Raw genomic sequence first — 24,740 nt, 5'->3', positions numbered from 1 at the left:
TTGTTTGTTTTTGGTTAGGCGGCCAGGGGTTGCTGGGCGCGGGTTTGGTAGTTGGTGTGGGCTTTGGCTGGTGGGATGCCGCCGGCTCTGCGGTTGGGTCAGCGGCGGTTGTACCAGGCCTCGATGTAGTCCATGACCCCAGTCCTGGCGGCCAGCCGCGACGGATAGCGTTGGTGGTGGTAGAACTCGGTTTTGAGGTGGGAGAAGAAGTTCTCCGCGACCGCGTTGTCCCAACACACCCCGACTTTGCCCATGGACTGGGTGACCCCGTTATCGCCGCACCACTTCTGGAACTCATCAGAGGTGTATTGGGTTCCCCGGTCTGAATGGAACACCACCGAGGTCCCGGTCAGATGGCCGTGGTTCCGGGCCATCTGCAGGGCCGCGGTGCACAGGCCCGCGCGCATATGTGCTGCCATGGACCAGCCGATGACCATGCCTGAGAACAGGTCGATCACGGTGGCCAGGTACAGCCACCCCTCACCGGTGCGCAGGTACGTGATGTCACCAACGAGGCGGGTGCCGGGCACTGTTGAGGTGAAGTCCCGCTTGCCCTTTGCATCGAGCATGTGGTTCTCGATATGCGCGGTCTTGGCCTGCGGGTCCTGGACCGTGGTGGCCTTCCAGGCCCGGGTGCGGATGGCCCGCAGCCCGTGTTCGCGCATGATCGCTCCCACGGTCGGGGCTGAGACTTTCACGCCCTTCTCGTTCAGGAGCAGGGTCAGCTGGTCCCGCCCGGCACGGCCTTCTTCTTTTTCGTAGAGCTTGGTCACCTCGGCAGCGAGCTGCTCGTGCCGTACCGCCCGCGGTGACGGGCCGGCAGGGGTCCGCCACCGGTAGAACGAGGCCCGGGAAACCTTCAACGCCCGGCACAGCCACACCACGGAATGGTTGGCCTTCTCCGCTTCGATGAACTCGTAGAAGTCCTCTACTTTTGCTTCGCGGCAAAGAAGGCGCTGACTTTTCCCAGGAACTCAACCTCAGCTTTCAACCGCTCGTTCTCAGCCACGGTTTTCTGGTGTTCTTCCCATGACACCGGGCCCCGGTCCGCGGCCGGGGCGACCGAGCCCTCTTGGTGTTTGCCCCGCTGCCGATGGAGCCAGTTCCCCAACGTGCTCTCGTTCACCCCGAGCTCGTCAGCGACTTGCTTCACTGAACGATCCGAGGACAACACCAGCTGCACAGCTTCCTCACGAAACGCAGCATCATATTTTCTTCTGGGACCAGTCATTCTGAAGTCGATCTCCCATCAACCTGTCTCAGAAAACCATACGACCGCAGCATCCGATTCATAGATACCTCGATCGACTATGGAGAGAGCGAGGCGCTCATCGGGCGCCATATAGGTCATCGTCGGTCGGAGTATCTGCTTGCATCCAAAGTGGGCTGTCCCCTGGACCATAAGCCTGAAGGCCCGACTGACGGTCCTCTTGTCCATGACTATTCGCCTGCGAATATCCGGGCAGGTATCGAGCAAAGCCTCTCGCGTCTACGCACTGACTACCTGGACCTGGCACAGGTACACATTGGGCCTTCTGTTGGGATTCTTCAACGTGATGACGTCTTGGGGACACTGGAACGTGCCCGAGAGGAGGGCAAGGTTCGAGCGATTGGCATATCTTCCACTCTTCCAAACCTCTCTGACCACATCGACCTCGGCGTATTCGAGACTTTCCAAATCTCGTATTCCGCACTGGACCGTTCTCTCGAAAATACTCTTCCACTTATCAACGCCACCGGCGCCGGCGTCATAGTACGAGGAGGAACGGCACGCGCCGCGTTGGCCAAACGGACAGTAGACAGCCAGCGGGCGTCCCCGGATCTATTCTTGAACGATCTGCTGGACGGTGACAGCTTGGAGGGATTCCTTCTTCGCTTCGTCATGACCCGCGCCGAAGTCTCCACAGTGATCGTAGGAACGGCGTCTCCCGAGCACGTCCGGGAGAATGCCAAGGCTGCAGCTCGGGGCAGTCTGGCTGTGGACGTATACGCAGAAGCACGTCGAAGATTGGAGTTTGCTGGATTCCACACTTCGGATTCCCGTGATCAAGCCATTTGATTAGTCCCCACTACGGGATCTCGTGTACAACTGAATAGGGATAAAGCATTGACTCTCTGCTGTGTCAGTTGGCTGTTCTTAGGTATTTGACCACAGGCCGACCACAATCGCGCCGCTCGCCGCCGCGCCAACTGACGTCGAGGCGAGCCGGTCTCGGCTACCTTCTGTGGCGTTGCGGAAACACGACGTGTCTTTACGGAGGAGCGTCGTGACTTATTGCCCTGTGCCGGAGGCGGCGTCACCTTCCATCCATGCATATTGGCTCCCAAGCTTCCGCGACCGGGCCACCAGCTGGAGTGACTTTGAACCGGGACACCATCCCGTAGATGAGCGACCTTGTTGGTGAAGTACGGCGCGGTCTGTATGGACCCGCAGGCCACCATCCATTTTGCGTGTATGCATAGACGTCATTTTTCTCACCGAAGACAATTTCTTTAAAATGTATACGCTGATGGCATGCGCGCCAGTGATCGGGCTTACACCACCCTTCGGGTAGACATTATTGAATGGCGCCTGCATGCTGGGACGGTCCTTGCTGAAGTAGAGCAATCCGAACGCCTTGGGGAGTGTCCCGCACGCCGGTTCGGGAGGCGCTCGCGCGGCTTACGGGCGAAGGATCGACGACGACGGCAGGTGGCCGCGGCGTCGTCGTCACCGACCTCTCGCTGGACAGCATCGACGAACTATTCGAGCTCCGCGAGACTCTGGAATGCCGGGCATCGGCGTTGGCAGCGTGACCCTCCACTTCCCGACATCTTTGATCCAAACCGGGAACCACGACACCGGCTTGGCTTCCCGTTCACAACGTGCTTTGGATTGAGCGCCGCGTTGAATTCAGGCACGACGAACAACTCGACCAGCATGGATCCGGGAGCCCTCTCTATATCGACATCAAACTGATGGTTCGACAGAGGTACGAGGGCGCCCCGCTTGACGAGTTGGTAACGGCCACCTTATGCCCATTTTTCCAGTCGAACTCCCTTGACATTCGGCATCGTATCTGCATTTTTGTGCGGAACTTGGGCCGAGCCCAAGGCTGACAGCGCTCCTCCCAAGCCATAGGCGATGACAGCCTTCACCAATATGACCCGAACTCTTCTTGCAACTCAGCGACACTCGTTGAACCGGGATTGAGATGCCTATCCCAGCCACTCCTACCCGAGCGACAACGATGGCCTATGCAATGTCATCGACACCTCTTGCCATCGCTGCTCCCATACACCTACGACCGAGCTCGGCAGGCCGCTCCCGCACGCGCATTGCCATCAACGAGCAATACATGCGGGCACAGGCCACTCGATCCCTCCCATTTTGCCAACAACTGAAGATTCCGTCGCCAGCTTCCGGCGCCGGGCAGCCCGTGCGGTGCTGGTGGGGACGTTGGTGACCTTTAGGAATCTGCGGCCCCGTCCGGGATGATGGGCAGTTCGATGTGTGATGGTTGGTTGGCGTCGTGGAAAAGCCGTTGGTGCGCGGTGATGAAGTCCGTCTTTGTTTGGTGGCCGGTGTTGAGGTTTCGGTCCCATCGGGGGAAGCAGCTGTTGGTGACTTGCACTCTGAGTCTGTGTCCGGCCAGGAAGACGTTGCTTGTTGACCATAAGTCGATCTCTATTTCCTGGGCGCGGTCTGCGTTGGTGTCTATGCGAAGGATGCCGTCGGCGAGGTTCAGCGACCGCCCGTCGGGGTCCACGTCGCACAGGCGGGCGATCCAGTCCGTTGAGGGCGCGGAGCTTTGGACGTGGAGCCGGACGCGGATCCGTCCTGTCACTTCGAGGTCTTTTTCCAGGACTTCCGAGGTGAAGACGAGGACGTCAGATCGGGCCTCGACCGGGGCTTGGTCGATGGGACCCCGTCCTGGGCCGAGGCCGAGGGGGCCGCCGCAGGTTGGGACGGGGTCGGCAGGGTCGTAGTCGATCTGACTAGGCTCTGATTCGGTGAGTGGTGTTTTGGTGCTGAGGCCGCCGTCGGCATGCAGGTGCCAGCGTTGGGTTTGGGAGCGTTGCAGTGGCCAGGTTTCCTCGTTGCGCCATTCGTTGCGTCCCATCACGAATATCCGTACTGGCGCTGAGGTGCTTGCCGGCTGGTTGTCGGTCAGGTGGGGTCGGAGAAATGCCAGAACCTCATCGCTCCAGCTCCCGTTTGGGTGGGCCCCGGCGTCCCGCATGGACATGATTCCGTAATCCTGGGCGCCGATTCGGTTGCCGAAGTCCGTGTGTGTCCATGGGCCGATGATCAGTCGTGATTCCTGGCCAAGGTCACGCATTGTTGTGTAGTTGTCGATGGTTCCCTGCAGGCAGCTGTCGAACCAGCCGCCGGTGTGCAGGCTCGGGATCTCAACCCGCGCGTGACGCCCGGCGACGCGCAGATGTTGCGTCGCTTTCACGTCATTGGCTTCCCCGGGCTCAACGAACATCGGCGTGCCGTGCCGGCGCAGCACCGGCAGCTCGGCGACAGGCAGTGCCCAATACCCGTCCTTCTCGAGATTGTCGAAGTCTTCGATCAGGGCAGCGACCCGTGCGGTCAACTCCTCATCAGTCAGACCTTGCCGGGCCAGCCAGTTGAACCCGGCAGACAGCGACCACGACGCGATGACAGTCATCTGGGTTGCACCACCGCGGGCAACGAGGGCTTCACGGGGCTCGGTCCATGTCATCAGGGGCGTGATCGCCTTCAACGCAGAAGGTTGCTCAAGCGCGGCCTGCCACTGGGTATTGCCGCAGTAGCTGCCACCGAGCATGCCAACCCGGCCGTTGGAGCCGGCGAGCTGGGCGGCCCAGGCAACAGTGTCAGCGCCGTCAACACCCTCGTGCTGCGAGGGCTCCCACTCACCATCTGAGGCGTAGCGGCCGCGGACGTCCTGGATGATCATCATGAACCCGTCCCGGGCTACTTCTGTCGGGGAGAAACCGTTCCACAGGTTGTCCGCTGCGCCGGCCTTGTTGTAGGGGGTGCGCACGAGCAAGGTGGGCCAGGGGCCGTGCCCAGCTGGCTGGTAGACGTCGGCCCGCAGCACGACGCCGTCGCGCATCCGCGCGGGGACATCGAACTGCACCTGCACGGACGTTGGTGCCTCAGCCTCCGTGTTCATGGAACTATTCATTTCATGCATTTCCGTGTCCAGGGTCATTTGTCTTCAATCTGGTCGCGGAAGATCCATTGGAGTGTCTCGGGAAGCACTGCGCCGCCGTGCCTGAGGGTGTGTCCGTCTGTGCCGAACTCGAACATGGAGTCGTAGCGGCGGTATTTCAGAGCAGCGTCGAGGTCGTGGTTGGCGATCGGGATGTTGCCGTAGATGATGTCGACGTCGCGTTTTCCGGACTGGTGCCAGACTCGGATCGGTTTCCGCGGGGCTCGCCGGATCATGCTGGGAAGGTTGTTTGCTCCCAGGATGTTAATGAAGCTTCCGCAGTGCGAGATCACGTTCCCGAACTGATCCGGGCGGTGGAATGCCGCGATGAAGGCTCCTGCACCGCCGGAGCTATGGCCGCAAATAACGCGGCCCCTTGGGTCCTCGGTGAGCCTGACTTTGGTCCGGATGACAGGAAACAGTTCCTCGACCAGGTAGCGGGCGAAGTCCTCGCTGACCGTGTCGTACTCGATGGCGCGGTTGGTGCTTCCCCCATAGATGGGGTAGCCGGGGCCGGTTTCCCCTGGATTATGGAACAGGCCAATGGTCATCGGGATCTGGCCCTTGTGGACGAGGTTGTCCAGTACCGTGGTGGCGCGACACTGTTCGCCGACGTAGTAGAGACCGTCGAGGCAGACCATGAGGTTGACTGATTCGGCCTCCTCGGCGCCATGGGGCAGGTAGAGGTAGACACTGCTGGTGACGCCGGGGTAGACGGTGTGACTGGTCCATCGGAAGTAGTAGTACTTTCCGGCGGGCACACCTTCTTGCGGAAGCGAGGCGGACGTCAGGTGGTACTCGGAGGCCGTTTCGTTCTCTGATAACTCGAAAGTGGCGAGGTCCTTGCTCGGGGTCTGGTTATCGTCCGAGAGGTTTACCTCAGGTGACATCCCCCAATGGTCAAGATTTACAAGTTCGAGCTCCGTCGTGGCTGTTTGCGAACGGTTCATTCTGAATCACCTTCTCCTTTCGTCTGGTCGGGACTTCATACCTGGCTGCGTTGGACTGCAGCGTGGTCTCCGTTTTGTTCCGCCGCACTGTCCCGCGGACCATCGAGGGATCCGACGAGCGTTCGTGCTCGTTCCCGGTTGCCGGCCTCAATCGCGGTTGCCAGGTCGCGGTACCGTCCGAGGAATTCCTCCGCTTGTCCGTCTGCGCTGAGGGCACGGCATAGTTTCGCTCGGGCTTCTTCGACGAGTGTCAGTACGGCGGTGGGGGTAGTATCGGCGGATGTGCGGGGGGCCAGTTCGAGGATGGCAGCCCGCAGCTCAATGAGCCTATCGAGGTCCGCAGTGTTTTCCGGAGCGTTGAGCAGCGCGTGCGCGAGGGCCGTTGCCCTTGGAGTGGGCTGAGCCACGACCTCGGTGACCGCCTGTTGCTCCAGTGCCAAAAGAAGCTCGTCTCCAACGCTGGCGTGCCGGCTCGCGGTGTCCGTGGAGAGACGAGCCATTGCTTTTCGGGTAGCACGACGTACCTGTTGGAGATCTGCGTCGGAGCTGAGGGAGGCCGTGATGAGTTTGCGGGTGTAGGGCTGGGTGGGTTGTTCGGTGACTGCACTGGCTTCGCCTTCTTCGACCAGGTGGCCGTGTTCCAGGACCGCGATCCGGGTACTCATGTGCCGCACGACCGCCAGGTCGTGAGTGATGAAGAGGTACGCGACCCCGCGCTCTCGCTGAAGCTCGAGGAGCAGATTGAGAACCTGGGCTTGTACGGACAGATCCAGTGCAGACACTGATTCGTCACAGACGACAAGCCTGGGCTCTGGGAGCAGTGCACGGGCGATCGAGATCCGCTGGCGCTGGCCGCCGGAGAACTGAGCAGGGAACTTGGCCAATGCCGACCGGTCCAGACCAACGCGTTCCAGCATGGCCACTACCCGCGCACGCTGTTCCGAGGGCGGCAATGACAGAGTCGCCAGCGTCTCGCCCACTGTCTGCTCAATGGTCCGGTGGGGGTTAAAGGAGCTGTACGGGTCTTGGAATACCGCTTGGATCTGCGTGCTCAAGGCCAGCCGTTCGCGCCCGGAGGCGCCGGTGATGTCACGTCCGTGGAAGGCGATGGTCCCCTTCGCAGGCTGCACAAGCCCCAGCACACAATTGCCCAGGGTTGACTTGCCTGACCCGGACTCTCCGACAAGCCCGAGGGTTTGCCCTGCGCTGAGGCTGACGCTGACATCGTCCAGTGCGAGTTTGTCCTTCCGCCGGCCCCGGCCACGGTAAAGAACACTCAGGTCACGTACTTCAAGCAGCGCACTCATTTCGTCACCAATCCGGCTGCCGTTGTGCGGATGCAGCGCGCGCTGCCGCCGTCCTTGAGAGGTATCATCAGGATGGGTGCCGCGAGGCAGGCTTCCTCGACGAGGCCGCACCTGCCAGCGAATCTGCAACCGGTAGGCCAGAATGCCGGCAGCGGCACCGTCCCGGCGATGACCGGAAGCAATTGGCGTGGGGCCGTACCCACAGATGAGGACTGCAGCAGGGCCCGGGTATAGGGATGCTCCGGGCTGGAGATGAGGGAGCGAACATCTGCTTCCTCGACGACTTGTCCGGCGTACATGACAAGGGCCCGGTCGCACGCTTCTGCGACGACCCCCCAGTCGTGAGTGACAAGTATCAGCGCCATCCCGCTTTGCTCGCGCAGCTCGTTGAGCAGGTCAAGGATCTCAGACTGGACTGAAACGTCCAGGGCCGTCGTGGGCTCGTCGGCGATCAACAGTTCTGGTTGGCCCGCAAGGGCACGCGCGATAGCGATCCGTTGCGCCATGCCACCGGAAAGCTCATGCGGGTATTTCCTGGCAATCAGGTCCGGCTCGGTTAGCCGGACTCGTTGCATGAGCTCACGGGCGATCTGCCGCGCACGGCTCTTCCCGACCCTCTGGTGCAACCGAATCGCTTCCTCAAGCTGGTGCCCGACCGTGAACGCAGGATTCAAGCTGGAGATCGGTTCCTGTGAGATGAATGCGATTCCGGTTCCTCTGTACGAATTCAATTCGCGCTCGCTCAGCGACGACAGCTCAACGTCTTTGAACTTGATGGACGCGGACTGGACGTGGGCGCCAGGAGGAAGCACACGCAGTATCCCAGAGATCGTCATCGACTTACCGCAACCGGATTCGCCGACGATACCAAGTGCTTCCCCGGGGCGGATATCGAAGCTCACGGTGTCCACAATAGGAAGTTCGCCTTTGCCGCGCGGGAGGCTGACCGACATGCGGTTCACGCTCAGGACAAAGTCCCGCTTCGGAACTTCTTCCTCAGCACCGACCGTTGCCCCGATCCGGGAGACCCGGGCAGGCAGGCTCCGCCAACTATAGGCCTTGGTAGAACCGCTGGACCTGCCCATGTAGGCGTCACGAATACCGTTTCCGACCAGTGTCAAGCTCAGCGCGACCACAGCGATGATCCCGCCTGTGGGCACGAGCATCCACGGGGCCATGGGCATCGCCTTTTGCGCGTCGGCCACCATGTTTCCCCACGTCGGAGCCGGAGGTGGGACCCCCAGGCCGAGATATCCGATCCCGGCACCGGCAAGGCAAGCGACCACCGCCACAATGCTGATCTGCGTCAACGCAGGGCCGGCCACGCCGGAGAGGATATGCCTCTTCATAATTTGAAGGCTGGTCAGTCCGGCAATTCGTGCACCAGCTACGTAGGCTTCCTCTCGGACAGCGATCGTTGCTGAATAGACAACTCGCGCCAAAGTGGGCGACATGATGACACCGAGCGTCGCCATGGCGGCGGTCTCATTGTTGCCGAAGATGCTAAGGACCACCAGGAGCATGACCAGACCCGGCACGGCGAGGAGCAAGTCGCACAGGCGCATCGCAACCTGCTCCACCCATCCGCCGAGCGTACCCGCCCCGATGCCCAGAACAAGACCGATAACCGTGCACACCACAACGGCCCTGCGCGATCCCCAACAGAGTCGTCTGCCCGCCGAACAGCAACCGGGCCAGGATGTCGCGGCCCAGTTGATCCGTTCCCAGCAGGTGAGCTGCAGAAGGCTTGGCGTAGATATTCAGCAAGTCCTGATCGAGCGGACCATACGGTGAGACGATAGGGGCCAAAATACAGGCGATAATGACGACCAGCAGGGTAAGGCCGCTGGCAACCAGCAGTGGCTGCCGCAGCAGCCGCGAAGCGAAGCCTGAGCCGCGCGCCGCCGCGCGGGCGTCCGCTTCGGATGTAGGGGCGACCATGCTCATAGCGACCTCACCTTAGGGTTCAGGAGACCGTTAACGATGTCCGTGAGAAGAAAAACAACGACTACCATGGCTGTGTAAAAAACAGCCAGCCCCTGGATGACCGGCAGATCGTGCTTTGCTGTGGCCGTCACCAGCTGCGCACCCAGACCAGACATTCCAAAGATCTGCTCCATCAGAATCGTGCCGCCAAGCAGACTCACGAAGACCAGGCTCACCATGGTCAGGACAGGCCCGCCGGCATTCTTGGCGATGTGTTTGAGCAGAATCCGCGTGCCCGAATAGCCATTGGAACGGAGGCTGCGCACATAGTCGCTGCGCATCGCGGTGAGCATTTCAGCTCTGGTCACGATGGCAACCAGGGCAGCTTCGGCGATACCGAGAACGGCGACCGGAAGCACCAGTGACCGGGCCCACTCAGATGGAGAGTCAGCGAAAGGAATATAGCCGGAAACGGGTAGCCAGGCCAGCGTCACACCGAAGATGAGAGCGGCGATCAGGGCAAGCCAGAAACTCGGGAGGCTTCGACCCAAAACGGCAAGGACCTCGGCAACCCGGCCGATGACACCTCCCCGGACAGCTGCCAGTGCTCCCAGGCTGATGCCTAGCACTATGACAATGATCAGGGCACCCGTGGCCAGTGACATGGTCACAGGGATTCGCGCCAGGATGGTCTCAGTCACCGGACGACCGGAGGTAATGGACGTACCCAGGTCCCCTCCCATTGCGTTCATCAGCCAGGCCCCGTACTTCTCCAAAACAGGACGGTCCGCGCCCATTTGCTCATTGAGTTTCGCGACCGCTTCCGGGGAAGCTGTCGGACCGAGTATTGCCTGCCCCACAGTGCCAGGTGTGAGGGAACTCAGCACGAAAACAACAAGCGAGATGATCCCCATCAGAGGAATCCCCATTAACAACCGGCGAGTTACAACTCCCAGCATGATCTCTCCTTCACGTTTAAGAGCAACGCAAGCAACACACGCTGATAAGCGATCGCAATGCCTGCGCCCGTCTCCAAGGCGGTTAGTCCCGGCCCCTTGTGAGGGCCGGGACATCAAATCAGCCCTTGGGTTTCCAAGCCGACACCGCGAAATTGCCCATCGGTTCAGGAGTACCGATATCGACTCCCTTCGAGTACACAAAGTGCGGAGTGTTCACGATGGGCAGGTACCAGACCTTGGAAGAGATCGTCTCGTTGAACTGCTTTGCGTTCTTTTCAAAATCTGATTCAGATGACGCCATCAGCGACTCGTACGCACTCTCAATGTCCGGATCAACAGACGTAAACGGATTCCACACCGCCGAGTACGGCAACTTGTAAAGGCGGTAGGCTTCAAGCGGCTGAATACCATACAGCCCGTAGGAGACCGCCCCCGCCGAGTACTGTTTGGTGGCCATATCCGTCCAAAAACCAAGACCAGCAATGGACTTCAGGTCAATCTTGACCCCGATTTTAGCGAGTTGGTCCACAGCAGCACCCACAGCCGTGTTCACAGCCGTGTCATCGGAGTTGGTGATCATCGTCATCGAGAAACCATCCGCGTATCCCGCTTCAGACATCAGAGCCTTGGCTTTGTCCACATCATAGGTGTACTTGGACGACAAATTGGCGTCATAGCCAGGGAAACCCTCAAGCGTGAACTGGTCCGCGGGCTTCGCCTCCGGCCCAACGGCCTTCGCGATGAGATCCCGGTCCAGAGCCAAAGCCATCGCCTGACGAACACGCACGTCACCCAGCGGCTTCGTTGTCTCCCCACCCCGGTCCCACAGCATTACCGCAGCGGCAGAATTCCGTTGAACCGTTGCGTCGAAGCCCTGCGACCTCGCCTGCGCCACAAGGGAAGTGCCACCGGTCATGTCGACCTGAACCTGGCCCGTCGCGAGGGCACTCAAAGCCGTATTCGGATCCGCGATAACACGCAGAACGATCTTCTTGTAGTTCTGACGGGACTTATCGTAGTAGTTCTGGCGCGGTTTGAAGGCATAGTGATCGCCCGGTTCACTCTCGTCGGCAACGTACTCATACGGCCCAGCGCCAAACATCTGGGTCTTCAGCTTGGCCGGGTCCTTCAAACCAGCCTCACTGATGATCATGCCGTTATTACAGTTCCCGTTATCGGAAAGGACCTGCTCAACTCCCAGAAACGGTTGCTCGGAAGTGATCTGCACCGAATCGCTGCCCTTCGCCTCAACCTTCCACGGCTTGATATAGCCATCATTGACCCCAGGCACAGACTTGTAATAATTCAATGTGTCAACCACAGACTTAGCCGTCACATCAGTGCCATCCGCAAACTTGATGCCAGAGTGGATCTTCATCGTGAACACCGTGTTGCTCTCCGAGTACTCCCACGATTCAGCGATCCCCGGCTCGTAACCACCCGACGAAGAAACCCGGATAAGCGGCTCGTAGGTCAACTGGAAAATCGGGCTACTACACTGCGCATTAAGCTCAAAACTCGTCGGATACTCACCATTAATAGCCACAGTCAAAGTGTCCGACGCCGACGACGACTTCGCAGCCCCGCCATCACAACCAGCAAGCACCCCAACACCAACCACCCCAACCACAGCCGCCGCCGCCCAACGCCAAGACCGGCCCCGGCGCCCCGGCCACACCCTCCACAAACCCACCATCATCTGCACTCCTTCAATCCCTAGGCATTCGAGGAACGGCGTCAAAACCTTAGGGCCGACCTCATCGTCGATGAGCCGATTAACGGTGTCATGCCACTCAGTGGTACGGCGTTCCGAAGAAACTGGCTCGCCAACTATTATCTTGGTCACATGGGCGGGTGTCAATAAACTTTACCTTCCGGATGGTAAAGTATCTTTCATGCGAGAGAGTCAAAGAACCGCAATTCTGGAAGCGGGATTGCGCGTGGCAGGTGGCGCGACTGGCGCCGCCATCACCCTTGAAGGAGTGGCCATCGAAGCCGGGGTAACTAAGCCCGGTTTGATGTACCACTTCCCGAACCGGGAGGCTCTTATGGTTGCCTTGATTGAGCATGCCGCTCTCCAGGTTAAGCGGCGCATGACGGATCTACTCGGCACAAGCGCGGAGGCAGCCTCTGCCAATGCCCGCTACCGCGCCTACGTTCTGGTTACCGCCGAAGGGCACAACATGCGGGCAGAATGGGCGCTCTGGTTTCAGTCTGCGTATCGTCCCGAACTGCAGTCCGCTTGGACCAAGCACCTCGGCCCCTGGCTATCGCTGCCGAACGAAATATCAGATGCGACCAAGGCTAAACTCCTGACAGCTCGATTGGCTTCAGATGGACTATGGGCCGCTAGAGCCAGCGGGGTCCTGGCACCAGACGAACGTGCTCAGACCCTAATTGTTTCCAACTTGCTGAATCTGACCGTCGAGGACGCCCAACCATGAAACCGTGGATTTGTCTAGGCGGAGCGATCACAACGGAGGTGAGCGCAACCCTTGCCCTGAAGGCGGCCATCGAAAATCCCAATTGGTACGCCATCGTCGTTGTCGGATATCTTATTGCTTTTGCCCTCCTAACTGTGTGCCTGCGACTCGGCATGTCCATAAGCGTTGCTTACGGGGTGTGGGGCGCCGGCGGAGTGACCGCCACGGCGGTGCTCTCCGCAATTATTTTTGACGAAGCACTCACCTGGCTGATGGGCCTCGGCGTTGCACTGCTCTTAATTGGAGTCGTGACTGTAGAAATCGGGTCGCAGCATTCTGCCAGGTCTCAAAAGAAGGAGGAAGAACATGCCTTGGGTTCTTTTGAGTCTGGCCATCATCACTGAAGTTGCAGCGACCATGTCGCTTCGTGCCTCCGAGGGGCTGAAGAAGAAAGTCTGGATTCTTCCGATTATCGCTGGGTATGCTAGCGCCTTCGCGTTTCTCAGCCTTGCCCTGAAGGAGGGCCTTGCGTTGGGCATCGCATACGGGATTTGGGTTGCCTGCGGGGTTGTACTTACGGCAATTATTGCCCGTATCCTCTTTAGCGAACCTCTGACGAAGACGATGTTATTAGGAATGCTGTTCATCGCCGCAGGTGTACTTCTGGTTGAAATTGGTGCCACCCACGGGTAGTCATGACCTTTTCAGTGGGTCAGTTCCACGTTCTCCTGGCTGCGGCAAGTACCGACCAAACCTCAACGAAACAAACGGGAGGCTCACGAAGTTTTTCGGCTCCGCCTCATATAAGCCTCGTATCAAACTACTCGCGTGAGGTCGGACGATGAAGTCACCCGGATACTATCTCGGGGGTTGACCGCCTACACCAAAGTGCGCGGTTGCACAGTGAACGAACAACAGTGGCAGGAATGCGTTCACGACATTGCAGCACCCATCGTTGTCGCCGGGATAGTCATCTCAGCCTGGCTTCGGGCTCGATCACGATGTGGGCTTTAAACCTTTTCTGCTGACGGGCTTGGAGTGACACCCCTGACACCCCGTCTTGCCTCGCGACACCTGTCACCGACACCGTTGAATCCACACGGCCGACGCTTGCCCGACAGGACCCCGGTCTCCGCGATGACCCCAGCGATGGCCTCCATGACCCGGTGCGGGTTCTGCAAGACGGATAGGCGACGGCGCCAGCATGTCAACCTGGACGGATGGAACGCGGTATCGGTCAGTCCGTAACCGCACGTAGCCATCCACCGCAGATCGTCGGCCAGCGCCTCGGCGGTTTCCCGGTCCCCAGACCCTGCAAAGCCTGCAGCACAAGCACCGAGCCGATCACGGAACCGGAACCGAGGGCCGGTCCCGGCTCGACGGGAACTAGTCCTTCATCATCGATTCCGGGAACAACCGCCCCCGATGCCTTGGCCAAGGCAAGCGAAGACAATGCCCGGAGCCAATAACTCCCAAGCCAGCGCCTCCACATCGAAATCCCCGCGCTGCGCGGCCTCGCGTCCCTGCACAAGACCAGTCTTAACCACCGGCCCCACCAATCCAGACGACGCGCCTTAGGCCATCGGATAACACACCAGCCTCATAGTGCGTGAGTTCATTCGGTTCAGAGTGTCGTGGCTTCTCGGAAGGGCCCTTGCCGCCTCAGCATTATGTATGCGCCCGGAGACAACAAATGTGGTCCGGCTGACGACACTTTGTGATCTGAGCTAATCTGGCGCAACTAGTGCGTTCCCCAAAGCATGTCCTGCACCGCTCAGAGCTGACCTGCGTCGCCGCCGCGCGCACTGGTTCCCGCGCCGACCCACTCACTCGATGCTGAACTTGTACCTCAGCCGCACGGGCAGCCGGGCCCCTCTTACTTCCCCTCACACCTCTGGCATCTAAGGCCCAGTGTTCCGAATTTGAGTCGAAACGTCATGCACACGGTCGATGACTTCACCATGAACGCTCGTGAAGAAAAATTCGGCAGCATCCGAGAGCACGAGCAGGGACGCCTGCCAAGACGACACCGACCGTCTCACCACCGAACTACGATCCCAATCGACTGAACTCGAACGCCTCCACGCCATCTACGACGAACTCGACACACGCAACGGTCTCCTACACAACGAAGTCCTCCGACTCAAACGCGCCCAGCGCACGAACGTCCAGGACCTCGCACACGTAGCAGCGGCTCTGGTCCACGTGTCGAAGCTCAAGGGCGTCGCCCTCGACCCAACAACGGTCGGCATCCTCCGCCGTCGAGGCTGGCTGCCCAGCAAGAGCAGAACCGGGGCGCTTCGTGCATGACCATGTCCATCGCCCGGCTGTCCGTGAGGTCGGGGCTGAAGTACCTCTTCAAGTCGACAATGCTCGACGACGCCCGTCCCACTCCCGCGGACACGATCAGCTACTACATGGCCACCGGCACACCGCAGGGCCGCTGGATCGGTCGCGGACTCGACGGCATCAACCGGGCACAAGGACAGATGGTCACGGAATCCGACGCAAGGTCAATCTTCCAGGACGCCCAGCACCCCGACACAGCAGCGACCCTCGGCCGCACCTACGGCGAAGCCACCATAGCCCAAAAGAACGGCGGACAATCCACCAACCGCGCTGTCGCCGGCTTCGACCTAACCTTCAGCGTCCCCAAGTCCGTCTCGGCACTCTGGGCCCTCAGCCCACGCCAACTACAAGAACAGATCCTCCAAACCCACCACGAGGCAGTCGAAGCAACGATCCGTTGGCTCGAAGACCTCGTCATCAACACACGCGCAGGACGAAACGGCATCGCCCACCTCGGCACGCGAGGCGTCATCACCGCCGCCTTCGACCATTGGGAATCACGCGCTGGCGACCCGCAACTCCACACTCACGTCGTCATCGCCAACCGCGTCCAGCGCATCACAGACAGCGCTTGGACCACACTCGACTCGCGAAGCCTCTACAAGGCAGTCGTCGCCGCCAGCGAACACTACAACGGCCTGCTCTTCGACGCCCTGAAACAGAACCTTGGAACCGACACGGACATCCGCGCTCCTGCCCAGAACACCCACAACCCGAGCCAACAGCTGACCGGCATCGACGACGCCCTCATCCGCGAATTCTCCAACCGATCGAGACTCATCGACGTCGAGACCGACCGTCTGGTCAAAGCTTGGATCACCGAACACGGCACCCGACCATCGGCAACCACCACAGTCAAGCTGCGGCAACAAGCGACCCTCTCCACAAGAAACCCCAAAGAAGCCACCCCCACTCCCCTATGGGAGCTTTCTGCCACCTGGCGCGATCGTTCACGGACCAAAGGCTTCGACCCTGAGCGAGTCGTCGCCTCGACAATCCGCCGATCGCACAACCGACCCTTCGGCGTAGGCGATTTTGCACCTGACTGGATTGCCGCCGTCGGGCATGTCACCAGGCAACGCGTCGCCGCTAAGCGCTCCACCTGGAATCGCTGGAACCTGATCGCCGAGGCCGAGCGAGTTTGCGCCGAGATCCGTTGCGCCTCGCCGGCGGACCGTAACGCCGTGATCGACGGCGTGGCAACCGAAGCAGAGCACCAGTCCGTGCCGCTCAACGAGTACCGATACAGTCTCCCAGCCGAGGCTGCCGAGGATCTCCATTTCGCGAACCGAAGCGTCTTCGACTTTCACGGATCGCGCCTCTACACGGATGAGGCCACGCTTGCCTTCGAGGACCAGATTCTTGCGGCGAGGAACGACGACGGCGGCCCGACTGTCAGCGCGAATGTCGCTATGGCGTCACTCGCCTTGTACAGAAAGGACGGCACGTCAGAGCTCCACGAAGACCAAAGGGCCGCGGCCGCCGAAATCCTGCTGGGCTCCCATCGACTGGAGGCAATCGTCGGCCCTGCCGGCACGGGCAAAACCACAGCTCTTGGCGCAATCAAGGCGGCTTGGGAAGCGCAGTTCGGTTCAGGCAGCGTTGTCGGATTGGCTCCGGCAGCTGCGAGCGCCGAGGTTCTTGGATCGGAGTTGGCCATGGTTGCTGAGAATGTCTCCAAATGGCTTTACGAGTCCATGGGTAGCGGAGCAGCGCAAAGGAGTTCGTCCTTCTTTGATGCAGAGTCTCAGCTAACCTCATACGGGACTACGAACGCTGCGAAGTCTCTTCTCGAGAAACGGATCGCCCGATTGGCGGCGGAGCAAGCTCAATGGACCTTTAGGGCGAACCAGCTTGTGGTGGTCGACGAGGCGTCAATGGTCTCCACGCAGCAGCTCGCGGCCATCGTGGCACAAGCCAAACAGGCTCAGGCGAAGGTGTTGCTGGTCGGTGATCCGGCTCAGCTTGATTCCATCGACGCCGGCGGGGTCCTTGGCTGGCTCGACCGACAAGGGAAAGCCGCCCGTTTGACTTCGGTCTGGCGCTTCCAGCACGCATGGGAGGCGTCTGCCTCTGTGGGTCTTCGTGAAGGTCACATTTCCGCGCTCAAGGAATACGAGCATCATGGGCGGATCAATCACGGCATGTATCTGGACATGATGGACCGCGCCTATGCTGCTTGGCACTCCGACGTCCTTTCCGGGCACGCTTCGGTCCTGATCGCCCCCGACAACGAGACGGTCAGCATGCTCAACCAGCGGGCCCAAGCCGACAGGGTGATCCTGGGCGCCGCCGACGTAGAACAGACACTCGTGCTCAGGGGTGGGCAGCATGCGGGTCGCGGCGACATCGTCATTGCCCGTCGGAATGATCGATCCCTTGTGGACGACCAGGGCGCATTCATCCGGAACGGGACACTCCTGGAAGTACTCGGTGTCAACCTACGTCACCGATCCCTGCATGCTCAGCGGACGGATACCGGTGCGACGGTGGAACTCGGTGCCTCATACCTGGAGTCATCCGTTGAGCTCGGATACGCCACAACGGCCCACCGATCTCAGGGCATCACGGTGGACTCCGCCCACGTCGTAGTCACACCTGGCCGGCTCACCCGTGAACTCCTGTACGTCAGCATGACCCGAGGACGATTCTCCAACTCGGGCCTATGTCAGTGAGAACGACCCCGACGAAGACGAGATCCTTGACCCAAGCACTCGATCCAACTGGCGGGCGATACTTGGTGAAGTCCTGGCCGCGGAGGGCGCTGAGCGGACGGCCCACGAGGTTCGCGACCGTGAACGCTCCCATGCGGACAGCCTTGAACGGCTGAACCGCGAGTACGACTACCTTGCCCAAATAGCCGCGAGCGCCGATCTGGCAAAGGCTATCGAAGCCCTTTCACCCAGCCTGGCTGACACACTGCGAGCCTCACCCGCATGGGGAGCGGCAGTAGCTGCATGGCGGCAGGCGACAAACATCAATCGCCCAGGGGCGCATCGTGTGCTCTCCGAATCCTTGGCGGCAGACGCCACGGCCGAGGACCTTACCGCAGTGGTCCACTCACGTCTTCGCCGCTACGGCTCCGCTATGCCCCACGCACCCATCGATCCCCTGTCAGAACAGCTCGTCGTCGAACGCGACGACTTGAGAGAGACTCTGAATCAAGTACGACGGCGGATTGGGAACCGCACGGACCACGTCGCCAGGGCTGCACTACTTGAGGAACCGGAATGGAAGACAGCCCTTGTGAATGAACTCGGGGCTCAAACAGATGCCTTCGAGAACGCAGCCTTGATTCGAGAAGTGGCCGTCTACAGAGAACGCTGGGGTATTCACGACTCTCCTCTACCTCTCGGTGCATCTCCCGCCGACTGGGAGTGGGAACAACGATCGCAATGGGAACACCTCCAAGGGGTAGTTCAAAAGGCATCCAAGCCACTACTTGCGCCGACAGCGCTCGTGAACTTCAACGGAATGCAAACGCAGCAAAGCCTTACCAGCGCCGGTTGGCAGCTTTAAACTGGACATGGAGCAACAGATGCAAGTGAACCCAGTACTCAAACCGAAAGTTGCGACACCCACTCTGATCGTCATGAGCGCGGCGACGGTGGCACTTGCTATCACGCTGGCTGCAATGACATTTTCGTTTCCCACTGGCAGCTGGGTCCTAATAGTAGTCGCAGCCTCAGGTCTCATCCTGTCCTTCGTCTGGTACAGGCGGGTCCATGACAGCCGCGTGTGGAAGACTGCAAGCCAGGCGCAATGGCAGGTACTGGAATCCTTGAAGAACACCGCGGTGACCACCGCCGAAGTGACCGTACTCAGTGTCGACTCCCCTCAGCCGACCGGAGCCTGGATCACCATCCGCTGGAACCGCTTCGACTACATCCAGCCCGCTTGGATCGAAGCACTCCCCGAGCCGATCTGGCCTGGCTCCGTTCTGCTAATCCGGCCGGACCCTGAACAGGTGCGCCCCGGCACCCCGTGGCCAGCAACCTACTCGATTGCAGCCGACCACGTCCTCTCGTGGGCGCCACAGCTCTGATCGGTAGGAGCTACCCGTAACCGTTGAGGACGCGTATCCGTTAGCTCCAGCACAAAGTCAGTACGTGCTTCAGAGCGGCCGCCCCCGCCACGATTCCTGGTCCACCCTTTTGATCTGCCCTGCCGGGAACCACTCCACGTGGTAGACCCGCCGGTCATCCACCCACTCCACCAACCCAAACGACCTCGTGTACTTGATGGCCCGACCATAGATTTCGCCCACGCGGACCAACGGCTGCTTACCGAGGTCGAGCTCAATGATCTTGCCGTCGTCCGGTTTGGGGTGATTGTCGTCGGCCTCGATCTGGGCCATCATGCGTGCGAAAGCGATGGAGTCTTGCTTCGGTCTCATAGATCAAGATTAGAACATATATTCGAATGCGTGGACTCGACCCCAGACAGCGAGCTGCCCACGTCACCGACATGCGACGTGGGCGGCGAGTTGCAGGACCGAATCAGGCCGACATCTCACTCCCCGGCGTCCCGCCGAAAGGGGACGACACCACCGGACTCTTGGTCGTCACGTTGTATTCGGGCCAGCCCGTCGCGGTCGTAGCCTCCGGGCCGGTCGCCTCCACCGTGGCTTCTGGCTCAGTCACTGGACGTACAGAACGCTGGTAGGTAGCAGTCCCAAACCGAAGATCAGGACCAATCGTGTCAGCAATGATGCGTCGAGCCTCCCTGCGCTCGCCGTCTTTGTCGTACGACCGGAACTCCAGTTCACCCGAGACTGTCACAGGATCCCCCTTCTTGAGAGACGTGGCCGCGTTTTCTGCCAGCATCCGAAAAGCCGAGACATTGTGAAAGACGGGCTCCCCGTCCCTCCACGTACCATCCGGGTTTTGAATCCGTTGATTCACAGCGACCCGAATCTTCGCATGCGGCGTCCCGGACTCCCCGATTGTAAGCTCCGGGTCCGCGACAAGGTTCCCCGCGATGGTGATGGGAATCTTCGTGTTCATGGTCGGTTACCTTTCTTCGCCGACGGGCCTCTCCCATCGGACATCTGAACGGATCAGGGACCTGCCAACTCAGGGCCAGGCATCGAGGCACCCGGAACGGGAACGCCAGCGTAAGTGGAGGCGGCCGTGACAGCGGGCGAAGCACTGACGGAAGAGAATTTCCCACCAAATCCAGGAGGATCCGAAACAGCGAGAATGCCTTTGGTAGCCGCCGTTACCCGCCCCAGCACGGACTTGGCGAAGTCCACGCGCGACGTCGGAGCACGCCACTCCCGCAGTTCCTTCTCGGTTCTGATGACCGCGTCAGCCCATCCAGCCAAATAGGTAGCGGATTGTGGCCCGCGATCGATGCCGTGAGCCCGGAGAACAGTGTAAGCGACCGATTCGGCTTCTACTTCAGCCATGCCGCGATGGTTCGCGCTGCTTCCATAGAGCCGGCCAACACTGTCGTCCGGACCGTGCAATAGGACGTGACCAAGTTCGTGAGCAAGGACGGCCACCCGCTCCTCGCTGCTCATCCAAAGGCCAACTTGGATTCGTCGAGCATCGAAGTCTGTGTAGCCACTCGTGTAGCCGTATTGGACACCTGAGACCTCCACCCGGAAGCTGCGTTCCTTCGCGACATCACACAGGGACCGCCACAGATCGTCCAGGTTTTCCCCGGAGTGAATGCCCCCGCGCGGCACCAGGATCGGCGTTCCTTCCGTTTGGGTAACGTCAAAGACTGCCTGTCCCCGCCAGCCGGTGACGACGTTCTTCTTACCAAGGCTGATCGCATCGACCGGCGCGGCCTGGGCTACCGGCAGCAGCTTCCGCTGACCATCTGCCATTTTCAGCTCCTGCATGGAAGCGGTCCGCGGTGCGATCACCCAGAGCGCATGCTCGCCCCGCAACACGGTCCGGCCATGACGCGCCCACTCTTTGTAGCCGGCCACCAGCGTCGGCTCCTCGGCACCACGCTGCGCCATCTGTGCCATCAACAGGGCGACGTTGCCCCCTGAATAACGCCACAAAGTGGCTGAGGCGTCAAGCAACACCTGCCATCGAGCCGGCGACTCAATCGCTTGCTCAAGGGCAGTATGGAGCCCTTCGGTGAGGCTCGCGATGCGCTCTTCAGGTGACATTCGAACGCTCGGCGGAAGGCCGACGTCGTCCGTCCCGCCAGGCAGGTGAGCGTTCGATTCAGGTGCAGCGGCCACGACAGCCATCCTTCGTACTTCTGAGTCAGCCCTGAGAAGGGATCACCTATCCATGTCCGGCCCGAACCAGGACGCCATGACCTGATCAGGCCCCAAACTGATGAGCGCTCAACTTCCAGTCATCGAAAGCCGGTTCCGTTGGTACAACCCTGATGACCGGCTCCTTGTGGCTTTGCAGACCAACGCACCCTGCGGTTCTCGTGTGGGTTCGGAGACGCTCGACGGCGTGTGGGAGCCTTTCGTGGAAGGCCAAGGGACCGAAGCCCGAGTCATCGGAAGTAAAAGAAGCCATCTCCGCCCGCTGTAGCGCGTAGAGCTCGGCCACCACTTCCGAATGCCGCCACCAGCAATGGGGCACCACGGAGGTGGTCAGCTGATAGGTGGCGACGAACCATCGAACCCAGTCAAAGAGGCTCTGCCAAACAACCTCAGCCTGTTCAGATGACATATCCCGCCACCGGCGAGTGACTCCCACCGTGCGGGGCGAGGGCTGGAACGACGAGCGAAACAATTCAGCCGTCAGTTCATCGTCCAGGTCAGAGACGCGGCCGACTTCGAAGTCAGAGTCGTCGGCCTGCGTGCTCATGATTCAGCCTCGCTGTTCGATTCCTGCCGATTCAGGTGACCGGCAGCCAACTCCCGCTCTGTCTCTTCCTTCGAACGCCCCAGTTCAGCCGCGTCCTTGCGCTTGTGCCAGTCCCGCAGGTCAAGGAGTATAGGTCGGGTTCGTCGTCCGAGCATGAGGGCAGTGCCAACGGGGAGACGACGGATTTCGTCTAGCCGGATCACCGGAGTATCCCGGATCTGCTCGCCATCCTGGCGCCCTTGAGCGGACCAGGACCGGGTGTTCATGATGAGGCTGCGCTCCCCCAGCAGACCCGCCAGCGAGCGCAGGTCACGCTCGTCAGACCCTCCGCCGAAGATGACCTTGATGATGGCGGAGTCCCAGATTGTCGCTGCTTCCTCGATCGACCATCCACTGCGTGCTTGGGATAAGGACTGAAGGACCACAAGAGTCGAGATGCCAATCCCTCCGCCATCAGAAAGCACCACCGGCAGACCGGGCCAAGGAGAGAGGTTGGCAATCTCATCAAGGATCAGTGACAAGGGTGGATCCAGCCGCCCGCCGGCAGAGACAAAGGCCATCTCACGGGCTGCGTTGTCTATGTCGTCAATGAGCGCGGAAAGGTACGGCCCTGCCGCCGCGGCACCGGATCGCGTCCCAATCAGGTACAGCGTCCCTCGCTGTCTGATAAAGGCTTTCGGGTCGAACTCCTGTGCTTCGTCCTGCGGGTTCAGCGCCGCTAAAACTCGTGGCGAGGACAACGGCGCGACTGCTGCAGAGACCCCGATCCACGAGTTAGAGGTATTGCGCGGATCGTCCTCCAGAATCCCCATCAAGTCCGACTGCCAACCGAGGGCAGCTCCCGTTCTGCCGAGGATGTCCAATGCCTCGCGAGCCAGGACCGGGCTGGAGGACCAACGGCGGAAAGCAGCAATGCCCTCGCCCGACAGAGCCGCCGCGTGGAGGAGACACTGCAGAACGATCAGCGAACGCTTTTGCCACGCTGCGTTCTCCCCCTTCATCTCAGTATCTGCAGTAATAACCAGGGCTCGACGGGTAGCGATGTCTGGATCGCTGCATCCACGGACTGGCGACCATCGAAGCGTGGACGGCAGCCCCGACATGCCTTGCGGATCAAACACAGTCACAGGCCGCCCATCACTCATCCGGGCCCGCATGGTCACTACCAGGTTGTCGGCACGGGTGGACGTCGTCACCACCGCCCCTGGCGCGTCAAGGATCGCATTGATGACCACATACAGGCCCTTGCCCGAGCGTGGTGCACCTTGAATCACCATCGACTCTTCCGTCGAGACATGGATGGTCACTCCCCGCGAGCGCCCGAGCGTCCACGAGACGTCTTGGATACTCGGTCGACTAAGCCCGGGACGCGTGTACAGGCCACGACGTCGAACGGCTCGGGAACCAAAGTCGCGAACGATCTCCGCCCTTCCAGCCACGCCGTCCCTGCTCAGGATGTCCTGCCGGAGCCACGCACCGGATTGTTTCCACATCCTCCAGCCGAGTACTCCCCCGACGGCGAGCGCCGCGACCGAGGCGAATACGCCACCTACGATCCACCAGACTGCAGCCAGGTCAGGCGAACACTCTCGCGATATCCAGTCAACGCGGCCAAGCAACAGCCCGACGCCGGCCACGGGATTGAAGAACGACGGCGGCCTGCCGCCACATTGCCGAGGCGTCACCAGAGAGGCACCGGCCTGGACGAGAAAGCAAAAGACCACGTAGCCAGCAATCGCCCACAGACCGACCGAGACCATCGGGCTGGTACTCGCTGATCGTGTTCTCACAGGTGCATCCGATCATCTGTACCGAAGACCTCAAGCTCATCGGTCGTCACCCGATTTGCGACAATGAACGAGCGGTTCCCTACCTTCCAGAGCCCCACTCCCTTAGGCAGGTTCTCGACGTGGTCGCACTCGGCTTCCGTTAGGCCGAGAGCCTCCTTGGTCAGGCGCATGGCGTCGTGTTTCTGGCGGTAGATGATGCGAGTGTCTGCCTCGGTCAGGAGCCCAAGGGCCTTCTGCCTATGGCCGCTCGTGCCGTCACCGATCTCATTGAGGTCTGCGACCTTGTGCATGATCAGCAGGTTGGCGATCCCGTAGGTGCGGGCGAGCCTCCACTGCTCGCTCATCTTCGCCAACATGTATGGATCGGCGAGCATCCGCCAACCTTCGTCGTACACCACGAGCCGTTTGCCGCCGTCGGGGTTTGTCACCGCGGCCTCAAGCCAGGTGGCGCTGCACGCGGCAGCCAATGACAGCGCCTGCTCAGAGGCGCCGATCAAAGCAGACGTGTCCATGACCATCATCGGGGCATCTGCGTCGAACGCGACCGTCGAGGGAGCATCGAACATACCTTCCAAGTCACCCGAAACTGTCCTTCGCAGCGAGTGACTAACGGCTACGCCCCCGTCCCTGCCGACCAGAGCCAGAGTCTCCGGCGATGGCCGCAGCAGGTGATCCAGCACCATGGGGAGCGTCGGCGTCGAGTTCTCGGCGGTCGTTTCCATCAGCGCCATGTCCAAGGCCGTGTGTTCAACCGGATGCAGCGGAGTGCCCTGCCGCATGAGAGACACGAGCGCCACGAGCAGCTGCCGTCGCCGCTGCCGCACAACGGCCTTCCACTGGTTGTCTGTCAGCGAACTTGGCCGGGGTCCAGCATCCAACGGGTTAACCCGAGCCGATCGACCAGGACCGACAGAAATGACCTTGCCGCCCACTGCATTGGCAACGGAAACCCACTCACCTTTGGGGTCCGAGGCAACAGCCGCCTTTCTGCCCAGTGTTATGGACCGTGCAACCAGCGACTTTCCGCACATAGACTTCCCAGTCCCCACCGTGCCAATC

At 60.6% G+C, this 24,740-nt stretch carries 20 protein-coding genes and 4 pseudogenes; 9 read left to right on the top strand and 15 right to left on the bottom strand.

Annotation, left to right across the window (positions count from 1 at the left end):
• Positions 1-14: 14 nt before the first annotated feature.
• Positions 15-1,231: pseudogene (locus tag LDP01_RS01705) on the bottom strand (IS3 family transposase).
• On the opposite strand from LDP01_RS01705, the gene LDP01_RS01700 reads away from it, so the two are divergent.
• On the top strand, positions 1,160-2,059 hold the full coding sequence (locus LDP01_RS01700) for an aldo/keto reductase (protein WP_346658915.1): 900 nt from the start codon (positions 1,160-1,162) through the stop codon (positions 2,057-2,059). The pseudogene LDP01_RS01705 and the gene LDP01_RS01700 overlap by 72 nt on opposite strands.
• 456 nt (positions 2,060-2,515) lie before the next feature.
• Positions 2,516-2,793: pseudogene (locus tag LDP01_RS01695) on the top strand (GntR family transcriptional regulator); the annotation flags it as partial.
• A 656-nt stretch (positions 2,794-3,449) separates the two neighbouring features.
• On the opposite strand, the gene LDP01_RS01690 reads toward LDP01_RS01695, so the two are convergent.
• The 7 genes and pseudogenes from LDP01_RS01690 to LDP01_RS01665 all read right to left on the bottom strand — a co-directional run bounded on the left by LDP01_RS01690 (position 3,450) and on the right by LDP01_RS01665 (position 12,189).
• Positions 3,450-5,147, bottom strand: coding sequence for a CocE/NonD family hydrolase (locus LDP01_RS01690; RefSeq protein ID WP_224089827.1), 1,698 nt, complete (start codon positions 5,145-5,147; stop codon positions 3,450-3,452).
• A gap of 35 nt (positions 5,148-5,182) precedes the next feature.
• Positions 5,183-6,136 carry an alpha/beta hydrolase gene (locus LDP01_RS01685; protein WP_224089826.1) on the bottom strand — a complete coding sequence of 318 codons (954 nt, stop codon included), beginning with the start codon at positions 6,134-6,136 and terminating at the stop codon, positions 5,183-5,185.
• Between the two features lie 35 nt (positions 6,137-6,171).
• Positions 6,172-7,443, bottom strand: coding sequence for an ATP-binding cassette domain-containing protein (locus LDP01_RS01680; RefSeq protein ID WP_224089825.1), 1,272 nt, complete (start codon positions 7,441-7,443; stop codon positions 6,172-6,174).
• On the bottom strand, positions 7,440-9,083 hold the full coding sequence (locus LDP01_RS01675) for a dipeptide/oligopeptide/nickel ABC transporter permease/ATP-binding protein (RefSeq protein ID WP_224089824.1): 1,644 nt from the start codon (positions 9,081-9,083) through the stop codon (positions 7,440-7,442). The genes LDP01_RS01680 and LDP01_RS01675 overlap by 4 nt, the downstream gene beginning before the upstream one ends.
• A 115-nt stretch (positions 9,084-9,198) precedes the next feature.
• Positions 9,199-9,384 (bottom strand): annotated as a pseudogene (locus tag LDP01_RS23865) (hypothetical protein); the annotation flags it as partial.
• A gap of 2 nt (positions 9,385-9,386) precedes the next feature.
• Positions 9,387-10,328 (bottom strand): ABC transporter permease, encoded by a 942-nt coding sequence (locus tag LDP01_RS01670; protein WP_224089822.1) that lies wholly within the window; start codon positions 10,326-10,328, stop codon positions 9,387-9,389.
• Positions 10,329-10,446: 118 nt separating this feature from the next.
• Positions 10,447-12,189 (bottom strand): ABC transporter substrate-binding protein, encoded by a 1,743-nt coding sequence (locus LDP01_RS01665; RefSeq protein ID WP_224089821.1) that lies wholly within the window; start codon positions 12,187-12,189, stop codon positions 10,447-10,449.
• Here LDP01_RS01665 and LDP01_RS01660 point away from each other — a divergent pair.
• Genes LDP01_RS01660 through LDP01_RS01650 form a run of 3 tightly spaced genes read left to right on the top strand, consistent with a single transcriptional unit; the run spans position 12,095 to position 13,444 of the window.
• Entirely contained in the window at positions 12,095-12,772 is a 678-nt protein-coding gene (locus tag LDP01_RS01660) for a TetR family transcriptional regulator (protein ID WP_346658887.1), read from the top strand. The genes LDP01_RS01665 and LDP01_RS01660 overlap by 95 nt on opposite strands.
• Positions 12,769-13,155, top strand: coding sequence for a DMT family transporter (locus LDP01_RS01655; RefSeq protein ID WP_224089819.1), 387 nt, complete (start codon positions 12,769-12,771; stop codon positions 13,153-13,155). The genes LDP01_RS01660 and LDP01_RS01655 overlap by 4 nt, the downstream gene beginning before the upstream one ends.
• Entirely contained in the window at positions 13,118-13,444 is a 327-nt protein-coding gene (locus LDP01_RS01650) for a DMT family transporter (RefSeq protein ID WP_224089818.1), read from the top strand. The genes LDP01_RS01655 and LDP01_RS01650 overlap by 38 nt, the downstream gene beginning before the upstream one ends.
• Positions 13,445-13,761: 317 nt before the next feature.
• On the opposite strand, the pseudogene LDP01_RS23860 reads toward LDP01_RS01650, so the two are convergent.
• Positions 13,762-14,046: pseudogene (locus LDP01_RS23860) on the bottom strand (hypothetical protein); the annotation flags it as partial.
• Positions 14,047-14,722: 676 nt separating this feature from the next.
• On the opposite strand from LDP01_RS23860, the gene LDP01_RS01640 reads away from it, so the two are divergent.
• The 4 genes from LDP01_RS01640 (at position 14,723) to LDP01_RS01625 (ending at position 19,145) form a co-directional block, all read left to right on the top strand.
• Complete coding sequence (locus tag LDP01_RS01640) at positions 14,723-15,061, top strand: hypothetical protein (protein ID WP_224089817.1); 339 nt, start codon at positions 14,723-14,725, stop codon at positions 15,059-15,061.
• Positions 15,058-17,775, top strand: coding sequence for a MobF family relaxase (mobF, locus tag LDP01_RS01635; protein ID WP_224089816.1), 2,718 nt, complete (start codon positions 15,058-15,060; stop codon positions 17,773-17,775). Before LDP01_RS01640 ends, mobF begins: the two co-directional genes overlap by 4 nt.
• A 325-nt stretch (positions 17,776-18,100) precedes the next feature.
• The gene (locus tag LDP01_RS01630) at positions 18,101-18,619 is read left to right on the top strand and encodes a hypothetical protein (protein ID WP_224089815.1); all 519 of its coding nucleotides are present in this window, start codon (positions 18,101-18,103) and stop codon (positions 18,617-18,619) included.
• Positions 18,620-18,638: 19 nt separating this feature from the next.
• Positions 18,639-19,145: a hypothetical protein gene (locus tag LDP01_RS01625; protein WP_224089813.1), complete on the top strand. Its 507-nt coding sequence runs from the start codon at positions 18,639-18,641 to the stop codon at positions 19,143-19,145.
• 69 nt (positions 19,146-19,214) lie between these two features.
• On the opposite strand, the gene LDP01_RS01620 is transcribed toward LDP01_RS01625, so the two are convergent.
• From LDP01_RS01620 to LDP01_RS01595, 6 genes are all read right to left on the bottom strand, one after another.
• Entirely contained in the window at positions 19,215-19,496 is a 282-nt protein-coding gene (locus LDP01_RS01620) for a hypothetical protein (protein ID WP_223948729.1), read from the bottom strand.
• Between the two features lie 103 nt (positions 19,497-19,599).
• Positions 19,600-20,106 (bottom strand): single-stranded DNA-binding protein, encoded by a 507-nt coding sequence (locus LDP01_RS01615; RefSeq protein ID WP_224089811.1) that lies wholly within the window; start codon positions 20,104-20,106, stop codon positions 19,600-19,602.
• Between the two features lie 53 nt (positions 20,107-20,159).
• Positions 20,160-21,305 (bottom strand): ArdC-like ssDNA-binding domain-containing protein, encoded by a 1,146-nt coding sequence (locus LDP01_RS01610; protein ID WP_224089809.1) that lies wholly within the window; start codon positions 21,303-21,305, stop codon positions 20,160-20,162.
• Positions 21,306-21,390: 85 nt separating this feature from the next.
• A complete protein-coding gene (locus LDP01_RS01605; RefSeq protein WP_224089807.1) occupies positions 21,391-21,891 on the bottom strand; it encodes a hypothetical protein in 501 nt (166 codons plus the stop codon).
• Positions 21,888-23,681, bottom strand: coding sequence for a type IV secretory system conjugative DNA transfer family protein (locus LDP01_RS01600; RefSeq protein WP_224089805.1), 1,794 nt, complete (start codon positions 23,679-23,681; stop codon positions 21,888-21,890). The genes LDP01_RS01605 and LDP01_RS01600 overlap by 4 nt, the downstream gene beginning before the upstream one ends.
• Positions 23,678-24,712 (bottom strand): putative type IV secretion/conjugal transfer ATPase, encoded by a 1,035-nt coding sequence (locus tag LDP01_RS01595; RefSeq protein ID WP_224089804.1) that lies wholly within the window; start codon positions 24,710-24,712, stop codon positions 23,678-23,680. Before LDP01_RS01595 ends, LDP01_RS01600 begins: the two co-directional genes overlap by 4 nt.
• Between the last annotated feature and the right edge of the window lie 28 nt (positions 24,713-24,740).

The sequence above is a fragment of the Arthrobacter sp. StoSoilB13 genome (assembly GCF_019977255.1).
Taxonomy (GTDB): domain Bacteria; phylum Actinomycetota; class Actinomycetes; order Actinomycetales; family Micrococcaceae; genus Arthrobacter.
This window is presented reverse-complemented; position numbering and strand designations above follow the sequence as displayed.